Source organism: Gluconobacter sp. Dm-44 (assembly GCF_018256175.1).
Taxonomy (GTDB): Bacteria; Pseudomonadota; Alphaproteobacteria; order Acetobacterales; family Acetobacteraceae; genus Gluconobacter; species Gluconobacter cadivus.
The window spans coordinates 31,052-51,221 of sequence record NZ_JAERLZ010000008.1 but is presented as its reverse complement, the minus strand read 5'-3'; the positions used below and the strand labels follow the sequence as shown (position 1 = coordinate 51,221).

At 55.1% G+C, this 20,170-nt stretch carries 14 protein-coding genes and 2 pseudogenes; 4 read left to right on the top strand and 12 right to left on the bottom strand.

What is annotated here, in order from left to right; all coding sequences use genetic code 11:
- Window positions 1–105: 105 nt before the first annotated feature.
- The 3 genes from JK213_RS10430 (at window position 106) to vapC (ending at window position 2,274) form a co-directional block, all read left to right on the top strand.
- Complete coding sequence (locus JK213_RS10430; protein ID WP_211571419.1) at window positions 106–1,539, top strand: DUF6880 family protein; 1,434 nt, start codon at window positions 106–108, stop codon at window positions 1,537–1,539.
- Between the two features lie 106 nt (window positions 1,540–1,645).
- The gene (gene vapB / locus JK213_RS10425) at window positions 1,646–1,870 is read left to right on the top strand and encodes a type II toxin-antitoxin system VapB family antitoxin (RefSeq protein WP_211571418.1); all 225 of its coding nucleotides are present in this window, start codon (window positions 1,646–1,648) and stop codon (window positions 1,868–1,870) included.
- A complete protein-coding gene (gene vapC / locus JK213_RS10420) occupies window positions 1,870–2,274 on the top strand; it encodes a tRNA(fMet)-specific endonuclease VapC (RefSeq protein ID WP_211571417.1) in 405 nt (134 codons plus the stop codon). Before vapB ends, vapC begins: the two co-directional genes overlap by 1 nt.
- A 189-nt stretch (window positions 2,275–2,463) precedes the next feature.
- Here the strand turns inward: vapC and JK213_RS10415 are convergent.
- The 8 genes and pseudogenes from JK213_RS10415 to JK213_RS10380 all read right to left on the bottom strand — a co-directional run bounded on the left by JK213_RS10415 (window position 2,464) and on the right by JK213_RS10380 (window position 15,017).
- Window positions 2,464–3,211, bottom strand: a pseudogene (locus tag JK213_RS10415) (IS5 family transposase).
- 25 nt (window positions 3,212–3,236) lie between these two features.
- Window positions 3,237–3,731, bottom strand: a complete 495-nt coding sequence (locus JK213_RS10410; protein WP_211571416.1) for a nitrate reductase associated protein — start codon at window positions 3,729–3,731, stop codon at window positions 3,237–3,239.
- A 28-nt stretch (window positions 3,732–3,759) separates the two neighbouring features.
- Window positions 3,760–4,740, bottom strand: a complete 981-nt coding sequence (locus tag JK213_RS10405) for an ABC transporter substrate-binding protein (RefSeq protein WP_211571415.1) — start codon at window positions 4,738–4,740, stop codon at window positions 3,760–3,762.
- Window positions 4,737–5,318: an ANTAR domain-containing response regulator gene (locus tag JK213_RS10400; protein ID WP_211571414.1), complete on the bottom strand. Its 582-nt coding sequence runs from the start codon at window positions 5,316–5,318 to the stop codon at window positions 4,737–4,739. Before JK213_RS10400 ends, JK213_RS10405 begins: the two co-directional genes overlap by 4 nt.
- Window positions 5,319–5,333: 15 nt before the next feature.
- Window positions 5,334–9,257 carry a bifunctional nitrate reductase/sulfite reductase flavoprotein subunit alpha gene (locus tag JK213_RS10395; RefSeq protein ID WP_211571413.1) on the bottom strand — a complete coding sequence of 1,308 codons (3,924 nt, stop codon included), beginning with the start codon at window positions 9,255–9,257 and terminating at the stop codon, window positions 5,334–5,336.
- 5 nt (window positions 9,258–9,262) lie between these two features.
- Complete coding sequence (nirB, locus tag JK213_RS10390; protein WP_211571412.1) at window positions 9,263–12,163, bottom strand: nitrite reductase large subunit NirB; 2,901 nt, start codon at window positions 12,161–12,163, stop codon at window positions 9,263–9,265.
- A gap of 26 nt (window positions 12,164–12,189) precedes the next feature.
- On the bottom strand, window positions 12,190–13,836 hold the full coding sequence (locus tag JK213_RS10385; protein ID WP_211571486.1) for an alginate export family protein: 1,647 nt from the start codon (window positions 13,834–13,836) through the stop codon (window positions 12,190–12,192).
- Window positions 13,836–15,017 (bottom strand): nitrate/nitrite transporter, encoded by a 1,182-nt coding sequence (locus JK213_RS10380; RefSeq protein WP_211571411.1) that lies wholly within the window; start codon window positions 15,015–15,017, stop codon window positions 13,836–13,838. Before JK213_RS10380 ends, JK213_RS10385 begins: the two co-directional genes overlap by 1 nt.
- A 377-nt stretch (window positions 15,018–15,394) precedes the next feature.
- Here JK213_RS10380 and JK213_RS10375 point away from each other — a divergent pair.
- A pseudogene (locus tag JK213_RS10375) lies at window positions 15,395–15,966 on the top strand (integrase core domain-containing protein).
- 208 nt (window positions 15,967–16,174) lie between these two features.
- Here the strand turns inward: JK213_RS10375 and JK213_RS10370 are convergent.
- From JK213_RS10370 to JK213_RS10355, 4 genes are all read right to left on the bottom strand, one after another.
- Entirely contained in the window at window positions 16,175–16,621 is a 447-nt protein-coding gene (locus tag JK213_RS10370; RefSeq protein WP_211571410.1) for a DMT family transporter, read from the bottom strand.
- 25 nt (window positions 16,622–16,646) lie between these two features.
- The gene (locus JK213_RS10365; RefSeq protein WP_211571409.1) at window positions 16,647–17,900 is read right to left on the bottom strand and encodes an arsenic transporter; all 1,254 of its coding nucleotides are present in this window, start codon (window positions 17,898–17,900) and stop codon (window positions 16,647–16,649) included.
- Window positions 17,897–19,159, bottom strand: coding sequence for an MFS transporter (locus JK213_RS10360; protein ID WP_211571408.1), 1,263 nt, complete (start codon window positions 19,157–19,159; stop codon window positions 17,897–17,899). Before JK213_RS10360 ends, JK213_RS10365 begins: the two co-directional genes overlap by 4 nt.
- A gap of 263 nt (window positions 19,160–19,422) precedes the next feature.
- On the bottom strand, window positions 19,423–19,830 hold the full coding sequence (locus JK213_RS10355) for a VOC family protein (protein WP_211571407.1): 408 nt from the start codon (window positions 19,828–19,830) through the stop codon (window positions 19,423–19,425).
- Window positions 19,831–20,170 lie beyond the last annotated feature (340 nt).

Below are 20,170 nucleotides of genomic sequence, written 5' to 3'. Positions count from 1 at the left end.
TTAGGCTTGTCCGTCGATCCTTGTCATGACCCACTCATGGTTCAGGAGTTTGGAAAGCCGTGCCAGATGATTGCGTCTCTTGAGGGTCAATCATAAATTGTTTCAATGACTCGAAATTCCTCTGAGAAGCCTAAATCCCGTGCGCCCGTGAAAGTCAGCACAACCGTCACGAAAGCAAATTTGCAAGCGCTCGGTACTGATCGACTGGCGGACCTGCTTGTCGAACTCGCAGAGCAGGACGCCTCACTGTCTCGTAGGCTCCGAATGGCGCTGACGGCAGTTCACGCAAAGGATAAACTCGGTAAGGAGATTGAAAAAAGGCTGCGAACAATCCAGCGTTCCAAGGGCTTCCTCCCCTGGGAGCGGGTCCGCCCTCTGGGAACTGAACTCGATACCTTGCGGCAATCCATTCTGAACGACCTCTCTACTGTTGATGTCCGGCAGGCTATTTCAGCCATGCGTCTGCTCGTGGAGATTGCTCCATCCGTCTATGAGCGCTCTGACGACAGCTCCGGATATTTGTCAGATGTCTTCCGGGAGGCCGCCTCTGATCTCGGAGCCCTCTGGGGGCGGCAGGCCAACCGGGATCCGGCCAACGTTGTTACGGATATTCTCACGCTGCTTGATCATGACGGGTATGGCACTTGTGATCATCTTCTGGCCTCCTCCGGTGCAGCATTAGGCGAAACAGGCTCGGCCATGCTCCGAAACGCGCTTTTGGTGCGACTGCGCGATCTTCCTGCCTCAAAGGGGAAGAGAGATTATCATACCGACATCGCGCGCAGGCAGACGATCGGTCACCTTCTGGATCTGGCTGATGTTATGGGTGACGTCGATGCGTATATTGAAGCGACCAATTTGAGTGACCGCCAGTCTGGCTATATCGGCAATATCGCACGGCGCCTCATGGACAAAGGCCGGCATCGTGAGGCAATCGCATGGCTCGATCGTGAGACGAACGAGACGCCCGGCTTTCGCAGAGGACACGACGACCTGCGGATTGAGGCATGCGAGGCTGTGGGAGATCGCACAGCAGCACAGTCTCTGCGCTGGACGGTCTTTCGGGAAACGCTCAGCCTGTCGCATTGGAAAGCATATCAGCGCCATCTCAGCGATTACGATGCGATTGACGCCGAAGAGGCGGCGCTTGATCACATCCGGAATTTCCCGAACAGGAACGTTGCCCTTTCCATTCTCCTAGAATGGCCCGTGCTCAACGAAGCGGCGCGTTTCGTGCGAAAGCATGCGGAGGCACTAGATGGACGGGACTACGAAACGCTACGTCCGGCAGCGGAACGTCTGTTGGAAGGTTATCCTCATGAGGCAACCCTGCTTTATCGCTTGCTGATTGAGGCCGTTCTAGACCGGGGGCTTTCCCGTTACTACGCCTATGCCGCAAAGGATTTTGCGTCCTGTCAGCTTCTGGCCCCCATGTTGAGCCTGGCAGCAGGTATAGAATCTCATGACGCGTTCTGGACACGGCTGAAGGCTGCACATAAGCGCAAACTGGCGTTTTGGTCATTGGTCGCCGATCCGTAAGAGTGTTTTTTCCGAAAAAATGGGTGGGCTTGCATGACGCGTGAACTTTATTGCCATCCAACAAGCGTGTGGATATACTTTTGACATATCCCTCATGGAGGTTACCATGCTCACCCGCACGACGCTTTTTCTGTCCAATCGCTCCCAGGCCGTGCGCCTTCCCAAAGCAGTGGCGTTTGATGTCGGTCTAAAAGACGTCGTGATCATCCCGGATGGTCCGCGCCGCATCATCGCCCCGGCAAATGCCGCATGGGACGATTTTTTCGCCGCTTCGGGCATTCCATTACCTGAGCGCAATCAGCCCGGAATGCAGGAGCGTGAAAGCTTCTGATGCTTCGTTATCTTTTGGATACAAACTTTTGTATTCGCGTCTTGCGTGATCGTCCCCAAGGTCTGCGTGAACGTTTCAATGATAACGCCGAGGCGCTCTGCATCACGGACGTCGTCCTCTACGAGCTTCTTTATGGAGCAGAAAAGTCTCAAAATCCGCTCAAGACGCGACGTGACGTTGAGCATTTTGCCGCGCGTCTGTCTGTTTTGCCATTTGATGATGCCGCTGCCGTCCATACAGCGGAAATCAGGGCAGACCTGGAAAGGCGTGGCTGTGTCATCGGTCCATACGATTTGATGATTGCTGGGCACGCGCGAAGCAGAGGGCTTGTCGTCGTGACCGGAAACTTACGAGAATTTACGCGTGTAAATGGATTGCGATCTGAAGATTGGACGGCAGATTAGGGGGGATTGTGTTGAAAAAATCAGCTTGAGGCGTTTTCTTAGGCTTTTGTATCCAATTAGATATGAAAATCCCTCATAATTACAATACTCTATACGTTATGATATCGAACCAAAATGTTGAGTGGAAGCTCCAAAGGGACTTTTTCAACACAATTGGGGGAAAGCGGACAATCCGCTTAGGTTCAGGACTCATAGCCAGAAGCTGACGGTTGCTGCGAGGCAGACGGCTGAGAAGAAGACTGTCGGAGACCTGTCATAGCGTGTTGCGACCCGCCGCCAGTCCTTGAGCCTTCCGAACATAATCTCGATGCGGTTGCGTCTTTTGTATTTTCTCTTGTCGTATTTGACTGGTTTTCCGCGAGATTTCCGTCCTGGAATGCAGGGCTTTATCCCTCTCTCTTCCAGGGTGTCTCTGAACCAGTCAGCATCATAACCTCGATCTCCCAGCATCCATTGTGCTGCAGGAAGACTGTCCAGCAGGGCAGCGGCACCGGTATAATCGCTGATTTGTCCTGCCAGCTCAGCGGTCGTCCGTTCTGATCGGTGACCGCATGCAGCTTGGTATTCATACCGCCTTTGGTGCGACCGATCAGGCGGCCTGGATCCCCTTTTTTAGCCGCAGGGTCGAAGCCGTGTGGTGCGCCTTGAGATACGTCGCATCAATCATAATCGTCTGAGGCTCGGCTTTCGCAGCAGACAGGCCATCCATTATTCGCATGAAAACGCCCATGTCGCTCCAACGCTTCCAACGGTTGTAGAGCGTCTTGTGGGGGCCGTATTCCCAGGGCGCATCACGCCAGCGCATCCCATTGCGGTTCACAAAGATGATCTCGCTCAACACGCGACGGTCATCAGCGCGAGGTTTGCCGTGGCTCTTGGGAAAGAACGGCCGCAGACGCTCCATTTGTTCGTCCGTCAGCCAAAACAGGTCGCTCATCTTCAGTCTCCTTACAGAGCCTGAATCAAAAGTCCTCACAAAAATCAATGGGTCCTGAGCCTAAGTTAAACTCGTTTAAAGCCGCTGGGAGATTATGGTTTTCGTGGCCGGAACGACAAAGTTTCACAAGAGCAAAGCGTTGCAGTGGCGTTAAGGATGCCCATTTCTGCATGGAAAGAGGAGAGAGTTCTTTCGCTATAATCTGCTCTTGAAGGCATAATGGGACCGATTGCTCATCCTGCCATTCGACAGATTGGGGGCGATCCAGAAAAACAGGCTCTTCATTGGCGCGCGCACGAATCAAGTCCTGCAGAAATTGGCGGTAACGCTGTCTGTCGACCTCTAAAGTGGTTGAGAGGTAACAGAGTTCGTAGCGATCTTCGTAGTTGAAACGGCTCCACTGACGGAGACTGAGCTTTATTCCACATTCATCGAGCTTCATGCGTACGCTCATGGGAATACAACGTAGTGTATCGGCAAAGTCACGCTCAAATCCAAATATCTGTAAATCTGTACTCATGATTTTATCTCTGGAAGATTTGTGTTGCTCAGGCGACGGATGCTGGAGTGAGCCAGCCTAATGCGTGAAGCCGCTTAATATTGATAGAAGTTAACCAACGCTGTGCCTGCATGGCCTGAATTATCCAGTTGATTGAAAGATCGACGTCTAAAGCCGAAAAATTGAATTGCATGGCGTTGGAATTGTTCTGATCAGGCATGATCTGTTTTGTGGCTTCTGGGGGGAGGGCCAGGCCGTCATTCGTAGTGGAGTTCGAAAGTTGGCGAACAATCTCGGGAAAATTGCAGGGATTCATACAAAAACGGCTTGCTTCGCCAATGGCGGCTTGCAAATCTTGCAAGAGCACAGGTGAACTCTGCCCCCATCGTTGAGTAGTTACGAGAGTTTTCTCCAAATGACCGGCATGAATATCGGCGGACCCAGCTATAATGGAACCGAGACCACGCAGGTCCGCTTCGGTTCCCCATGGTGGCCCAGCACAAAAGCCGTCGATTTCCTCGTCGGCTAGAGCATCGATCATGCGGTCAGGTGGCATGATGACTATTTCCACGTCCTGTTCTGGATTAGCGCGAACGCGTTTGAGGAAGTCCATCAGAATAAGGAAGTGGGTCGAGTATAGATGCACAACAGCCAGTTTTGGGCGGCGGCGTAAGCCTGTACGCCAGATTTCAAAGTTTTGGTGTCTCGTTATGTCATCTGTATCAAGACAGGAGGGGATGTACTGGCCACGAAGGACAATTGTATTACCGCCGCGGCTAACAGGAATGCCTGGTCCGAGATTAATCTCTCGGCCGCGATGACCCATAGCCGTCATGATTGCCAAAGGGGGGAAAATCAGAGCCGCGTCCAGCCCGTTCCAGACGAGACCATCCGCGATATTGGCCCAGGATGGAGATACGACAAGTTCTGCATCCAGCCCATGTTTCTCAAATATTCCTAGATTACGGGCGATAATCAGAGGGGCGCTATCTGCCAGCCTTAGCAAGCCTATTCTGATGGCAGAACTCATGATGTCTCATCCTTAGTCTGAACCCGGAGGTAATCGGCGGCAACATCCACCATTTTGCGGGCCTGCTGCATGGCGCGGCGTCTGAGCCAACGGTAGGCTTCAGCCTCACCGCAGCGTTCGTTGCGCATAAAGAATTTTTTTGCTGTATCGACTGTTTCCCGGTCAGAGAGAACCTGTCGGGCTGCTTTGAGTTCAGCCGTCGTTTCCTGAAAGCGGCGGTACAAGGCAATTGCTGATCGAAGCAGGGGTTTGACATTGCGAGGCGGCGTATCCATCACGTTGTAGGAGCAGACGCCGGCTGCAAAAGCATCTTCCATAAAGGCTTCATCATCTTCGTCGACAAACAGTGCGATGGGGCGTTCAAGCCCAGAGGACGATAGCGCACGGACGCTGTCCAGCCCATCACGGTCAGCACGGCAGATGTCCATGAGTACAATGTCAGGAAGATGGGTTTTGACGGCTGATATCAAGCTTTCATACCCCTCAAGCCGGATGACCTCCAGTAAAGGATCAGCTTGCAAAATCTCTGCCAGGGCTCCAGCACGTTGGGAGTTTTCATCTGCAAGAAGTATTTTCATTGTCACCGACCCGGATCAGTACACATCACGGGCGTATCGCCCATTCCGGGTGAGGTTACTGACATAGTCATCAGCCTGTTCCGAAGACATATTACCATGACGTGCCACGATGCGACGCAAGGCACTATCGACGTCCCGAGCCATACGAGCGGCATCTCCACAGACGTAGAAATATGCCCCTTTACAGAGCCAGTTCCAAAACTCCTCCCCGTTTTCTTCCATTCGGTCCTGTACATAAATACGCTGACCCTGATCACGGGAGAATGCCGTATGCAGATGTGTCAGGTGACCTTGCGCCATGAAGCCTTCCAGTTCCTCGCGATAGTAGAATCCGTGTTCTGCATGCCGCTCTCCGAAGAAAAGCCAGTTTTGGCCGGGACTGTTGCAGGTAGCACGTTCTTGGAGAAAGGCGCGGAAGGGGGCAATGCCTGTGCCCGGCCCAACCATGATAACAGGTTTGGTATCGTCTTTCGGTAAACGGAACACGGATGTAGCCTGCAGAAAAACCGGGACCTCAAATCCTTCCGGCAAACTCGCTAGCCAGTTTGAGCATAAGCCGGGATAGGGATCATTATTGACACCCACAGTAATGTGGACGCTCTCAGGGCAGGCTTTCAGGGACGACGCAATAGAATAGAGCCGCGGCTGCATCCGGCGAAAGAGGCTCGGGACGTCCTGCGCCTGCACGTCGAGTTTGGTGGTAGCCAGCAACTCTGACAGGTAGCCGGCAGATTGTGCTCCCAGTTTTTCCAGAAGCGCAGAAGATGGCCGGGAAAGATCGAAATGTCTGGTCAGGGCGTCTTTCAGAGACACGGTACCATGGCCCCGAACGGAGACTGTTGTATCGGAAGGCAGCCCCAGAGAGTTCAAAACTGTTTCAACAGTCGAGCCAGCATTGCAGGGCCAGACCCCGAGAGCATCCCCCGGTTCATAGCGTAACTCTGTCCCTGAAAGATTCAGAACGATCTGTCGGGTTTCCTTGTCGCTATTACTTCCTGTCAGGCAGCGATTAAGGCTGACGCGTGCAATCGCTGGTGCGGCCCGTGTGATGACGGCGGCGTCAGGAAGCGGAACGTCTGGTTCTGAAACCGCTTTGGCACCCAGGGCAGCCAGAAATCTGTGCTGCCAAGCTTCAATAGTTTCTTCATAATCGGGCTCGCAATCCAGCCGTGGCATAACCGGGATTGCATGAAGCGCGATCAGCCGCTCATCAAGACTCCGGCCAAACCCGCAAAAATTGGCGTATGAAGAGTCTCCAAGGGCTATAATAGCGTAACGGAGATCTTCAAGAGGTCCTGGAGTTTTGCGAAGTTCATCCCAGAAAACGCTGGCGCTATCAGGAGCGTCTCCGTCGCCGAAGGTGGAGACGATGAAGAGGACCGTTCCGGACAGATCTGCAGGGTTGCAGGTCTCCAGGCTCATAGCATCGACGGCGTGCCCGCTTTCTTTCAGCCAGATGATGAGTTGTTCAGCAAGGCCTTCTGCTCGACCTGTCTGGGAGGCCCACCGAAGAAGCAGTTTGGGTGGGGTGGCTAGCGGTCTTTCTGAAACGGCGACATCGTTCGCTACGGGACTGCGTGCATATAGACCAGCTAGAAGGCCGTTAATTCTGGCTTTCTGCTCTGCGTTTAGAGGCGCGTTCGCCGGGATAAAAGGAAGTTCGTTTTCCGGTGGGGTAAGCCTCAGGCCTTCCATAAAGCCCGTTAACCACTGACGATTTTCGACAGACAGAGCCAGTGGCTCTAAAGCAACGAGGCCAAGGTGGTGTGTCAGATTGTCAAGTGGCATGGTAGCAGCGCTCTCCTCTGCCGGAGCAGAAACAGGTTCGATGCGCGAGAGGGACACCGCGCAGTGTTTGATCCCGGGCTGAAGCGAGACGGGGTCCGTGAAATCGGCTGTGACAGCATTGATGGTCAGATTTTCGCCGAAACGGTCGTTCCAATGAAAAGGGGAGAAGCATGTTCCGGGCGCAACGCGATCGGTAGGACGGGCGGGGAGGATTGCTGTGCCTCGGCGCGATCGAAGCTCGATAGGATCTTCCTTGCGGATGCCTAGTCGCTCGGCGTCCGTGAGAGCGATTTCCACGAAAGGGCCGGAATTGAGCTTGTTAAGTCCATCGACCCGACCGGTTTTTGTGAGTGTGTGCCATTGGTGCTGGAGACGGCCCGTGTTGAGCAGGAAAGGGAAATCCTCAGACGGCTGCTCTTCGAAGGGGAGATAAGGCCGAGGATGAAAAACTGCTTTTCCGTCATCCGTAGCGAAGACAGGCGGTTTATTTGGGTCTGGCCGGTAGCGGATTGGATGGCGGGGCACGGTGTCCCCCGCCTGGCTGGGCCACTGGACGGGTCCGGATTTCAAGCGGCTATGGCTGACTCCGGAAATATCGTAGCCTGTCTTTGGGTTGGCGAAACGACTGGCCTCCGCAAAGACTTCGGCGGCAGAAGAGAAGGTGAAGGCTCCCTCAAAGCCCATCTCACAGGCAACGCGTGCAATGATGTCCCAGTCGGCCATGGCATCACCGGGCGGGGAGACAGCCTGCTGGGCCAGCGTCATGGTGCGGTCTGAGTTCACCAGAACGCCGTCTTCTTCGGCCCATAATGCACCCGGCAGAAGAATATCCGCATAAGCCGCCGTTTCCGTATCGGCGTAGGCATCCTGAACAATGACCAGATCAGCGGCCTCAAGAGCCGCGGTAACGTTGGCGCGACGGGGAACAGTCACGACAGGGTTGGTGCAGATGATCCAGCAGGCACGGATTTCACCGCGGGTCATGGCCTCGAACATTGCTATCGCGCCATTGCCGCCCGCCTTGCGAATGGTTCCTGCGGAGAGCTTCCATTGCTGCTCTACAAAGGCGCGGTCATCATCGACCAATGCCGAGCGCTGCCCGGGGAGGCCGGAGCCCATATAGCCCATTTCCCGGCCACCCATGGCGTTGGGCTGTCCTGTGAGGGAAAATGGTCCTGCACCAGGGCGGCAGATGGCGCCAGTCGCAAGATGAAGGTTGCAGATCGCGTTGGTATTCCAGGCCCCTGACGTGCTCTGGTTCAGTCCCATGGTCCACAGCGTCAGCCACGCGTTGGCTTCCGCAATCCATCTGGCGGCTGTTTCGATATCCTCTTGCGACAAGCCGGTAATCTGGGCAACGCGTTCGGGAGAATAGTCTGCCAGAAAGGCCGGCATGTCGCTCCAACCGTTCGTGGCACCAGCGATAAAGTCCGGATCTATTGCATCGTCCCGAAGCAGAATGTGAAGTAGGCCGTTCAGCAGAGCCAGATCAGTGCCGGGACGGATCTGAAGGAACAGGTCGGCCTTGTCTGCCGTCGCAGTCCGCCGTGGATCAACGACGATGAGTTTTGCTCCCTGACGCTTACGGTCCATCAGACGCAGGAACAGGATCGGGTGACAGTCGGCCATATTGGCGCCAATCACGAAGAACAGATCCGTGCAGTCGAAGTCCTCGTAGCTTCCGGGGGGAGCATCTGCGCCCAGGGAGAGTTTGTAGCCAGCACCCGCCGCAGCCATGCACAAGCGGGAGTTGGACTCGATATGCTGTGTTCTCAGGTATCCCTTAACGAGTTTGTTCGCCAGATACTGCGCTTCCAGAGACATCTGGCCGGAGACGTACAGGGAGATTGCATCCGGACCATGTTCCTCCAGAATATTCTTCAGGCGACGCGCGGTTTCCCTGATGGCTGCGTTCATTTTGGTGGGAACGGGTAGGGACGTTCTGTCAGGCCGGATCTGGGCGATATCCAGCCGCGCGGACGACGAAACCGGCTTGTCGCAGGAGCTCCCTTTGGTGCACAGGCGACCACCATTCGTCGGGTGCTCGGTATCTCCGCGCACCTTGACGATCTGATGGTTCTCAACCTCCAGCACGATGCCGCAACCGACACCGCAATAGGGGCAGACAGAACGGATGTCTTCCCGTGCCATGACTGTCAGGCGGAAAGACGTTCTGCGGTGGTCTCCATAACCCTGGCGCGGATTTCAACCTTGCCCTCTGCTGTCAGGCGACCCTCCCAGGTCCGCAGGGATTTGCTGGGATCTTCAAGGCAGAGCCCGCTTTCCAGATTGAAGTGCTGTTTGTAAAGCGGGGAGGCGACAACGAGCTGCCCTCGCAGATCTCCCATAATGCCGCGCCCGATAATATTGGCCTTCGAGAACGGGTCATGGTTGTCCACGGCAAAAACACGGGCTGTCGTTGTTTCCGTTTCCGGCAGGTAAAACAGGGCAATCTGTGCCCCTTCATACCAGGCAACCACCCCTGATTTCGGTACCAGATCGCTGGTGTTGCAGAGGGCTGTCCACTCCACAGGGCCGGACTCTTCAGGAACGGCCGCCTGATTTGGGGCAGGCTTGACCTGATCCCGCTCTGGAACAAGCTGAACGTTTGGGTCGGGGCGGCTATCATTGACGAACGTGCGGAAACGTTTGAGCTTTTCACCGTCCGTGAGGGCATCTTTCCATTCACAGTGGTATGTTTCGACCACGTGTTGCATCTGACGTTCCAGCTCTTCGGCAATGCCAAGGCTGTCCTTGATAATGACGTCCTTGAGATAATCCAGACCGCCCTCCAGGCCTTCACGCCAGACAGACGTGCGCTGGAGCTTGTCTGCGGTGCGAATGTAGAACATCAGAAACCGGTCGATGTATTTCACGAGCGTTTCTGAATCGAGATCGGTCGCGAACAGCTCTGCATGGCGAGGACGCATTCCGCCATTGCCACAGACATACAGGTTCCAGCCATTCTCCGTGGCGATGATGCCTACATCCTTGCTCTGTGCCTCAGCGCATTCCCGAGTACAGCCGGACACGGCGAATTTGAGCTTGTGTGGGGAACGTAGCCCCTTGTAGCGGTTCTCCAAATCCAGCGCCTTACCCACGCTGTCCTGCACGCCATAACGGCACCATGTGCTTCCAACACAGGATTTTACCGTCCGGGTAGACTTTCCGTAGGCATGCCCTGTCTCAAATCCAGCATCCAGAAGTTCTCCCCAGATTTCAGGAAGCTGATGCAATTGGGCGCCAAACAGATCAACGCGCTGGCCACCGGTGATCTTGGTGTAAAGACCATATTTCTTTGCGACCTGTCCGAGGACAATCAGTCTGTCCGGGGTAATTTCCCCACCAGCAATGCGGGGAACCACGGAATAAGTGCCGTTCTTTTGCATGTTGGCCATGAACGTGTCGTTCGTGTCCTGCAAAGGAATATAGAGCGGGTCTGTGATGGGTTTGTTCCATGCCGAGGCAAGGATCGACCCAACGGTTGGCTTGCAGATATCGCAGCCGAGCCCCCCGTTGCCATGGCGGGCCATCAGCTCTTCAAAACTGCGGATCCCGTGGACACGGACAAGGGAATAGAGCTCCTGACGTGTATGGGAAAAATGCTCGCAGAGGCTGTGATCGACCTCAATGCCTCTAGCCGCAAGTTCCGTTTCGAACACGCTCTTGAGCAGTGCGGCGCAGCCACCGCAGCCTGTACTGGCTTTTGTGCCCTGCTTGAGCGAGGCAAGGTCAGCGCATCCCGCATCAATGGCGTTACAGATCGAGCCTTTCGTGACGTTGTGGCAGGAGCAGATCATGGCCGTATCGGGCAGGGCATCCGCACCCAGGAGTTCTGCCCCTTCACCACGCGGCAGGATCAGTACAGCAGGATCAGCCGGGGGCTTGATGCCATTTTGAACGTATTGAAAAATCGTGTCGTAATAGGAGTTATCCCCGACGAGGATCGCTCCTGTCACGCGTTGGCCATCTGCGGATAGAACGAGACGGCGATAGGAGCCGTCTGCTTCTCCAATGAAGCGATAGCTTGTCGCACCTGGCTCACGTCCATGCGCATCGCCGATCGAGCCGACATCAACGCCCTGAAGCTTGAGTTTGGTGGACATATCTGCCCCGGTGAAGGCAGCGTCTTCTCCGGCCAGAAGCGAGGCCACAGTACGCGCCATAGTGTATCCCGGTCCGACAAGGCCAAAAACCTGGTCCTGCCAGAGGGCACATTCGCCTATGGCGAAAATGTCCGGATCGGACGTTCGGCACTGATTGTCGATAACAATGCCACCACGCGCGCCCACACCTAACCCGCAAGCTCTTCCAAGCTGGTCTGTAGGGCGGATGCCTGCGGAAAAGATCACCATATCGGTTTCGAATGACGGACTGTCTGCGAATATCAGGCGATGACGGTATTGGTCTCCTGCAACGATTTCCTTTGTCGCATGTGATGTTCTCACATCGATACCCAGCGCCTCGATGCGGCTACGGAGCGCGCGGCCACCGTCTTCATCGAGCTGGGCTGACATCAGATGTGTTCCAAGCTGAACGACACTGACCTCCAGCCCCAGAAGTTTCAGGGCATGAGCGGCTTCCAGACCCAACAGGCCTCCACCAATGACAGTCCCATGCCGAACACCCTGAGCCGCGGCACGGATGACGTCCAGATCTTCAAGGGTGCGGTAGACCAGCCCCGCAGTGCCGGTATTGCCTGGGACTGATGGAACGAAAGGTGTAGAGCCTGTCGCTAGTATCAGGGTGCTGTAGGGCAGAAGACCATCTTCACTTTCCACTGTCCTGGCGTCACGGTCGATCCGCATGACTGGAACACCCAGATGCATGGTGATGCCGTGAGCCGAGTGAAAATCTTCCTCATGCAGACGCAGGGCCAGCGCATCCTGACCCGTCATATATTCCGTCAGATGAACGCGGTCATAGGCATGGTGGCGCTCAGAGCCAAAGACATGGATCTGATGCGTTTCATGCAGTCCGTGCATGATGAGCTGCTCGGCGCAGTAATGTCCAACCATTCCGTTGCCGATGATGATGATGTTTTCTTTCATGGTCATACGTCCGTTCTGTGGGGCAGTCATGGTCAGAACTTGAATTCGAGGGTCTGCATGTAGAATGCGTCGCTCTTTGCGCCTGCTGCGCGCATGCTCCGGGATGTGATGAAGCCAGCAATGTCGTGCGTCCAGGTCCAGTGTGGGGCAAAGTTCCAGGCAAGCTGCGTCTGGGGAGTGACCCCGATAAAGCCGCCGGATAACCCATTGCGCCAGGAATAGATCTTGCCTGTGCCATAAACCGCATCCTGTGTGCTTTCCCGCCAGAAGAAAGGAACATGCAGCTTGAAGTGGAGGTTTTTCTGTAAGGCAAATGTTGCGAGAGGCCCTACACCAATCAGGTTCTGGGACGTCACGGACAATGTGACGTCATTGTAGTACGGCAAGGGAAAATAGGGGGAGGCAAATGTTCCGATTGCTCCATCTTTGCTCTTGTACGAACCGCCGGAGAAAAGGTCTGCCTGAAGGCCAGCGCTCGGCTTTGTCGGAAGATCGGGTCGGTTATACAGCAGGGATGCATTGACGGCATAAGCCCGTACGGCGCGAGTTGGCTGGCTTTCCTGTGCTGGCCGAAACTGGCCTCCCTGAAACACACCGCTCAGGCTCGTCGAGAAAGGGCCAACATTTCCCCATAGACGCATGCCGACATTATCCCGACGGCTGGAACCTGCCTCTGTACCCGTGGTGGTCGGGATAGACGCTGTAGTGCCGCTGTAGAGATAGCCGATGTAAAAGATGTCTACGAAAAGCTGGCTTTTCTTTCCCATGGCGGTGAATGCAGGAAGCGCCGTGGACGTCATGGCGCCATACATCCGGGCGCTGTAGTTCGTGCCATCTCCAAAGACAGCATCAGGCAGTTTGTTGGTCTGCATGAAATCAAACAAATCCACCCGAAAACGTTTCCAGATGGCATAGCCACGGAAGCCATCCCAGGTTTGCTGGGCATTGGTCAGGTCTCTGGCAGACTGCATGAAGACTGGCGTATCAAGGAATACTTGGCGACCGCCAATAACACCTGCCTTAGCGCCCAGAATATTACCCTTTACTTCCAGAATGCCCTGCTGAAGATCCAGTCGCTCTCTTTGAACGCCTGTCTGATACCCATATGTATGGGAGCCTCCGGCAACGCCGTACAGAAACTCAGCATAGGCGCGGACATGCTCCCCCAGATGGAGATCCGCGCCATACAGATTGCGAAGAAGAATACGGTTGGCGTTGGTTTTGCCGGCCGTTCCCATCAGGGGTTGATTTTCATAGATGTAACGAAAGCGTTCCTCCGCGTTCAGGGAGAGCCAGATACTTCCGCTCTCATTCAGGCGAATGTATTTCAGGCGATTGAACCAGTCATTTCTGCGCTGTGCGGGCGGCATGTTGACAATATCGCTCCAGTCTTCGGCCCAACGAACCTGACCAAAGCCGGCCATTGACCCGAAACCGGAAGCGGCTCCGTTCCCCGCATTGAAAATGCCCCAGTCCGGGGAGTGGAGAGGCCGGCCCTGCTGAGAATGAACCGTCTGGCTGACCGCTCTTACTTTTGATGTTGCAGACGGGTGAATTTCGGTGCTGGGGTGAGGGCTATCGTCAGCTTTCAAAGAGCTGGAGAATGCCATTGCTCCCAAAGCGAGACCTGCCAGAACTGGCGTATAGGGATGAGGAGTAAAAATGGAGAGACCAGCCATCATGCTTTCTCCATCCAGCGACGATGACACAGAACAACGGAGATGCAGGCAATCAGGCAAATCCCGGCAAAGGCGAGAAATCCAGGCCCGTAGGAATTGACGATCTGCCGTGCTTCGCCAAGTGACAGGGCCAGATAAAATCCGCCAACACCGCCAGCCATCCCAACCAGACCTGTCAGAATGCCGACCTGACGCGGGAAACGGGTTGGCACAAGCTGGAAGACGGCTCCATTTCCCAAGCCGAGTGTCAGCATCCCGAAGAAGAATGCCGGAAATGCGAGATAGATCGTCGGAAGCCCGAGAGAAATGATGCCAAAGCAGACCGCTGCGATTGCATACAGAACCGTCAGAGCCTTTGTACCCCCTACGCGATCGGCAAAGGCTCCGCCAACAGGTCGCACAAAAGAGCCGACGAAAACGACAAACGCCGTGCATGCACCGGCAACTGCGGGTGAAAGGCTGTATTGATCATTGAAATAGATGGTCAGGAACGACGCAAGACCAACGAAACCTCCGAAGGTTACGCTATAAAAAAACATCAGCAACCAGCTATCGATTGACCCCAAAACGGGCCCCCATGCGCGCAGGCCGGGGGATGGTGGTCGATTGGCAGGTTCTTTGGCCAGAACAAGAAAAAGCAGCAGAACACAGATGAGCGGAAGCGTCGCAAGTCCTATGACATTGCGCCATCCGACCAGAACCGCAAGTCCAGGCGCAAAGAGGGAAGCCAGAGCAGTTCCTGAGTTGCCTGCGCCAGCAATACCCAGCGCGGTGCCTTGATAATGTGGGGGATACCAGACAGAGGCGAGGGGAAGAGCAATTGCGAAAGACGCGCCTGCAACGCCGAGAATACCCGCAAGACCAAACATCTGGGGGTAGGTATGCGGCGCAAGGTACCAGGTCAGGGCAAGGCCGATAATGACCGTAAGCTGTGCGACAATCGCAACACGGCGAGGGCCGAACACGTCCACGAGGCCACCTGCCAGTACGCGAAACCCAGCCCCCGCCAGGACTGGAGTTGCGACAAGCAGGCCTTTCTGCCCGGCATTCAGATGCAGGTCATGCGCAATGGCAATGCCGAGAGGGCCCAGCAACACCCAGATCATGAATGAGACGTCGAAATACAGAAAAGCGGCCAGCAGGGTTGGTGCGTGCCCGGCTTTCAGGAAACCCCTGTCCACAATGCGTTTCCAGACGACGCATCAAACAAAGGATGCATCATCGCCCTCTCGGGGCCAGTGGACCGCCATTGATCCACCCCATGCGTCTCTGTCCTGACCGGACAAACCCGAATCTCCGCCGACTCTGACAGAGAGTCATCATACTAAGACACATTTTACTATCACGGAATGGTCCGATTTCGGAATAGAAAATTATTTAATCGGGATGAGCACAAACATTACAATCGTTATTGACTGTGGGTTTCGTAGCACGCCCAAAGCGTCGAACGAACGGACTTTGTTAGCTGTCAGGTTGTGAGACGTCATTGGGACGGCGTATCGTGGGCTATTGCCGCTTACGCCCCCTGGTTTGACGTTGAACGCCGGAGTGATTGTTAATGCATCAGATCCACCCGCAAGCCCGCACCACACCTGTCGTTCGGGCCGAAATCGCACGCTCGATGGAAGGGACCGGGGTGTTGGCGCGACGCATCGGCGTCAGCGACGAGACGGTGCGCAAATGGCGCAGGCGTGGAGCCGAGGGATGCACGGATCGAAGCAGTAAGCCCCGGTTACTGGCCTGGAAAACGACCGAGGCTCGTGCTTCACTGCAGACGCCTTCGAGAAAGCCTGTCAGAATGTCGATCGTCGGCGAACCAGAGCGTATTCCCCTCAGACGAACGGTATGGTCGAGCGGTTCAACGGTCGCATCGCAACCGAGGTTCTGCCGATCAACGTCGCACACCACACGGATCTCGAAGTCCTGCTGCATGGGTTCAATCACGCCTATAACCTGCGCCGACAGCGGGTTCTGGGCGGCCTTTCGCCTACCGCCAAAGTCGCCGAGCGCCTCAGGCAGAGACCACGTCTGCGTAATCGAAGCTATAAAACTATGACAGAAGTCAGTATCATGAACGACGTCGACCGTATCATGGTTTACGCCAATGACGTCTCACAACCTGACAGCTAAGGAAGGGAACGATGATCCAGTTCGAAAAATTCGACTACCTCAGCCTTTAAAAACATGTAGGATTATGGTCGCATAATATTTCTTATGCCAACTTTTATGCTACAGAGCTGAGAGCAGAAATAACTGCAACGTTGGAATTCCTAGCTCTCCATTAACGTTGTTTGAGATTTTTCGCCGCCCCATTTTATGAAGCATTGATTCAAAGCACTTAAAATTTTGCAATCAGCGCAACGCCTGCTATCATTAGAATAGCTCCTACAATACGGTAAGGGTTTAACGAATGCTGCTCCATGTGCAGCAGCCCGAAATGATCAATCAGCAGGCTGGCCAGAATGTTGGCCGTGATGGTAACACCATTCATTGGCCCTGCCCCTAGTTTCTGAATTAGTAGAAGCCCGGCAAATACAGCAACGGCTCCGGTTATCCCACCCAAAGGAGCCCACCACGGCATCTGGGTTATATCTCCCGTAGACGGAAGCGGTTTGGGCATGCAAGCGAACAGACCAAGCGCCAGGAACAATACCAGTAGAAAAGAAATGGCGGTTGCAAGCCATGGATTGACCATAGCCTTGTTCAGGGCGCCGTTCATCACGGCGCCCACGGCCTGCAACATACCGGCCACAAAAATAAAAGCGAACGCCGCAAAAGTATTCATAGTGTCAGTCCCTGATTTTACCACGTTACCCGACCAAAAGTCGCGCACCGAGTGCCGCGAAGAGCGCAACGGGCATCGCCACGGCACCAAGCCTGAGAAATTGTAGAAACCCGACCTCTTCGCCTTCTCGACGGATCACCTGCAGCCAAAGAATTGTGGCCAGAGATCCCGTTACGGAAAGGTTTGGGCCAAGATCCACACCGATCAACAGGTTATCAATCACCAGCCGCGGGACATGCGCCTGCGCCACTGTCTCACTGGCAATCAAGCCGGCAGGCAGGTTGTTCATAATGTTGGAAATGAAGGCCAGAAGAGCGCCCGCCCCCCAGGACGCAGTGACAGGATCGGTGTTGGCGGCGTGCTGAAGCAGGCGGCCAAGCACCCCGACCACCCCCGTACTTTCGACGGCGGCCACCAGAACGAACAGGCCCCCGACCAGCGGGAGAACGCCCCATGAAATATCCCGCATGAGCGCAATCGGCGATCGTCGTGCCAGCGTCGATACGCCCAAAGCTGTCCCAATACCGGCGAGCGCTGTTGGTAAGCCGAGAGGCAGATCAAAAGCGGACACCGTCACAAGCAGGAACGCAGTTAGCACGATGCCGACAAAAGCCGCCTTGCCGCCCAGTGTTAACGGAGTGGTTTCAACCTGAGAGGCACAGGCCTGACGCAGATGTGCCCGCTCCATAAGGCGCAAAACCAGATAAGTGGTCATGATAGCTAGGAGCGACGGTAGCGCGAATGACCTCATCCATGATCCCAGCGCTGGGAGTGCGCCGTCATACAGAACCAGGTTCGCCGGATTGGAGACAGGCAGGACAAAGCTTGCTGCATTGGCGACGAGTGCGCAGGCAAACAACAGCGGAAGGGGATCCGCTTTTGCTTTTTTTGCTGCTGCGAACACGGCCGGTGTCAGCACAACAGCCGTCGCATCGTTGGACATAAAGGTCGTCACCACGACACCGGCCAGATAGACCAGTGTGAACAGCTTTGCCGTTGAACCTGCGGCATGATTGACGGCCCAGGTCGCGATCCAGTCGAACAGACCGTTTGCACGCGCCGTTTCACTGAGCAGCATCATGCCGATCAGAAACAGATAAACATCGCCGCCTTTCACGAGACCGGCCCCCGCCATGGTGAGCGGGATCAGCCCCGTCACCATAAGGACCGTGGCTCCGATGACGGCCCACACCCACTCCGGGGTCCGGAACGGTCGAAGAATAACACCGGCCGTCGCCAGAACAGCGATCGTCCAGATTGCCTCCTGGTGAAAGGTCATGCCGACACCTGATCGGCAGATCGCAGGGTCGATGCCGAGCCTATCCAGAGCCCGAGCGATATGATTGCAAAGCAGCCCAGAGTATAGAACGCCACCGGATATCCCAGATCTTCGGCAAGCCATCCTCCCAGCGCCGGAGAAAGGCTTGCTCCAATGCCCTGCGCCGTCATGACCACGCCCTGTCCGATATTGATCCGTCCGGTTCCGTTCAGCAGTCTGGCCACGAGACCCGGCACGGCGACACTCTGAAGCCCCGCACCGATTCCATCGAGGATCTGCACCGGCCACACCCCCCAATGCTGAATGAAGCTTCCCGCGATCAAACCACGCAGCGGCAGGGCGGCAAACGATATCAGCAGGACGAACCAGTAACCACGGTCCCTGACGAAACGTATGGCCAGCAGGCTCACGACGATCATCACAGCCTGTGCGACCATCACGGTCATCGCCGTGAACATGGCTGGATTGCCTTTGCCTGCACTGACGACCGCCATGCCGTACAGCGGGAGCATCGCGGCGTTTCCGAGATGGAAGAAACACAAACAACTCGCCAGAATGAGAAGAGGCTTGTGTCGCAGAAAAGATCGTAACCCCTCCGCCGTCCCCTCATCGTGAACGGGTTCATCGTCCAGTCCGCGTGCAGCTTTATGATCTATGGATTTTTCCGGGATCAGGAGGACCGCAGAAATGGCGAACAGACCGAAGGCGACTTCAAGGAAGAAAATCGCTGAGAGGCCAAACTGCCATCCCAGCCAGCCGGACAGTCCGGCCCCGGCCATATTGCCGGCATGGTTCCAGGCCTGATTACGGCCGATCTGTGTGTTGAAGCCTTTCTGGCGCACGATCCCGAGCGTTATGGCCGCCATCAGAGGGCCAATTCCAGCGCCGGCCAGAGCGGTTGCAAGCTGACTGGCTGTCACAACGGCCACGGATTGCGAACTCAGGAGAAGAAGAGAGGCGGAAATCGTGCAGAGCGCTGCCACAATGACGAGCAACCGCTTTTTCGTCGTGTGATCAATCAGCGCGCCTGCGGGAATGGTGGCGAGCATTCCCGCAACTCCACCCACAGTCATGACGGTTCCGATCGGTCCCGTCTGCCAGCCGTGACGCTGAAGGAAAACGCCCAGAAAGGGCCCTATCCCCGCCTGGACGTCCGCCATGAAGAAATTGAGAGCGCATAAGGCGAGCAAGGCCCGATTGAACCCCAGAATAGCAGGAGTTTCATCAGTAACGACTGTGGCAGTACGAGGCGGGGTCATCACGTTCTCTTCGTTAAGCAGCAAGCCTTAACTGTGTTCGAGAGAATAAGTTACAAAATTATTTTTCCACTGCTTTTTTGAGTTTATTGCAATATTCATTGCCATTTACCCCGTCTAATAAAGTATTTTTAACGCAAAAAGGGCCAATCTATAAAAATATTTATCCGTTATTTAATATAATGGACAAGCATGCTAATATTTCCTTCATCCCTCATCCTAAATCAGAAAGGTCGTTCAGGTTGCTCAGCCTCTCGTGCCCAGCATTAACATGGGGCTCTCCGATATGCTTCTTCGGGGCGAACCGGCGTTAATGTCGTCACTTCGATAAAATAACCCCCTTTCGCTCGAAAGTAGAAGGACCACGCACCATGCACGTTGCGTGGAGCCTGCACCTCCCAGCCATCGGCGCTTAGGCGCTCATATAGAGCATTAACGTCCTCTCGAGACTTCTGGATGAAACCAATGTGCAGGATGTCGAATTGCCCGGGATAATCGAAGCCTTCGAGCTTGTTGTCGAAATGATTGACGATCAGCACCAGCCCATCATTGTCCTCCATGATGGCCATCTTGATCCCACGTACAACGAGAGTGCGCAGGCCGAAATACTGTTCGAACATCACGCGATCAGCCTCAGTATCGTGGCTGTAGAGATTGATATGGTTTAGCTTCATGACTGTGTCTTTCCGTCGGTGAGACGGACACGAGCCGGTCGCAATCTGGACAGCGACGACCGACCACGGACGAGGCCTATCCTCGTCGTGTCCGGCCATGGCCAAGAGCGGGTTTATTCGCTCAAGCGTGACTGTCTCCGGAGAGACCACAGGTTATCACCATACCTGTATCGCTGTCTTTTTAGGCAAAACCGACTTTGCTGATGCCAGCATCAGCAGTCAAGCAGCGTTTTTAGTTATCCCCGCTTCATAGAAGTTTATTCGACGACAAAAATAACCGACATGAAGGCGACAACTGCCACGACGTCTCACACTCCTCCGGGACAGCGCCAACGCTTTC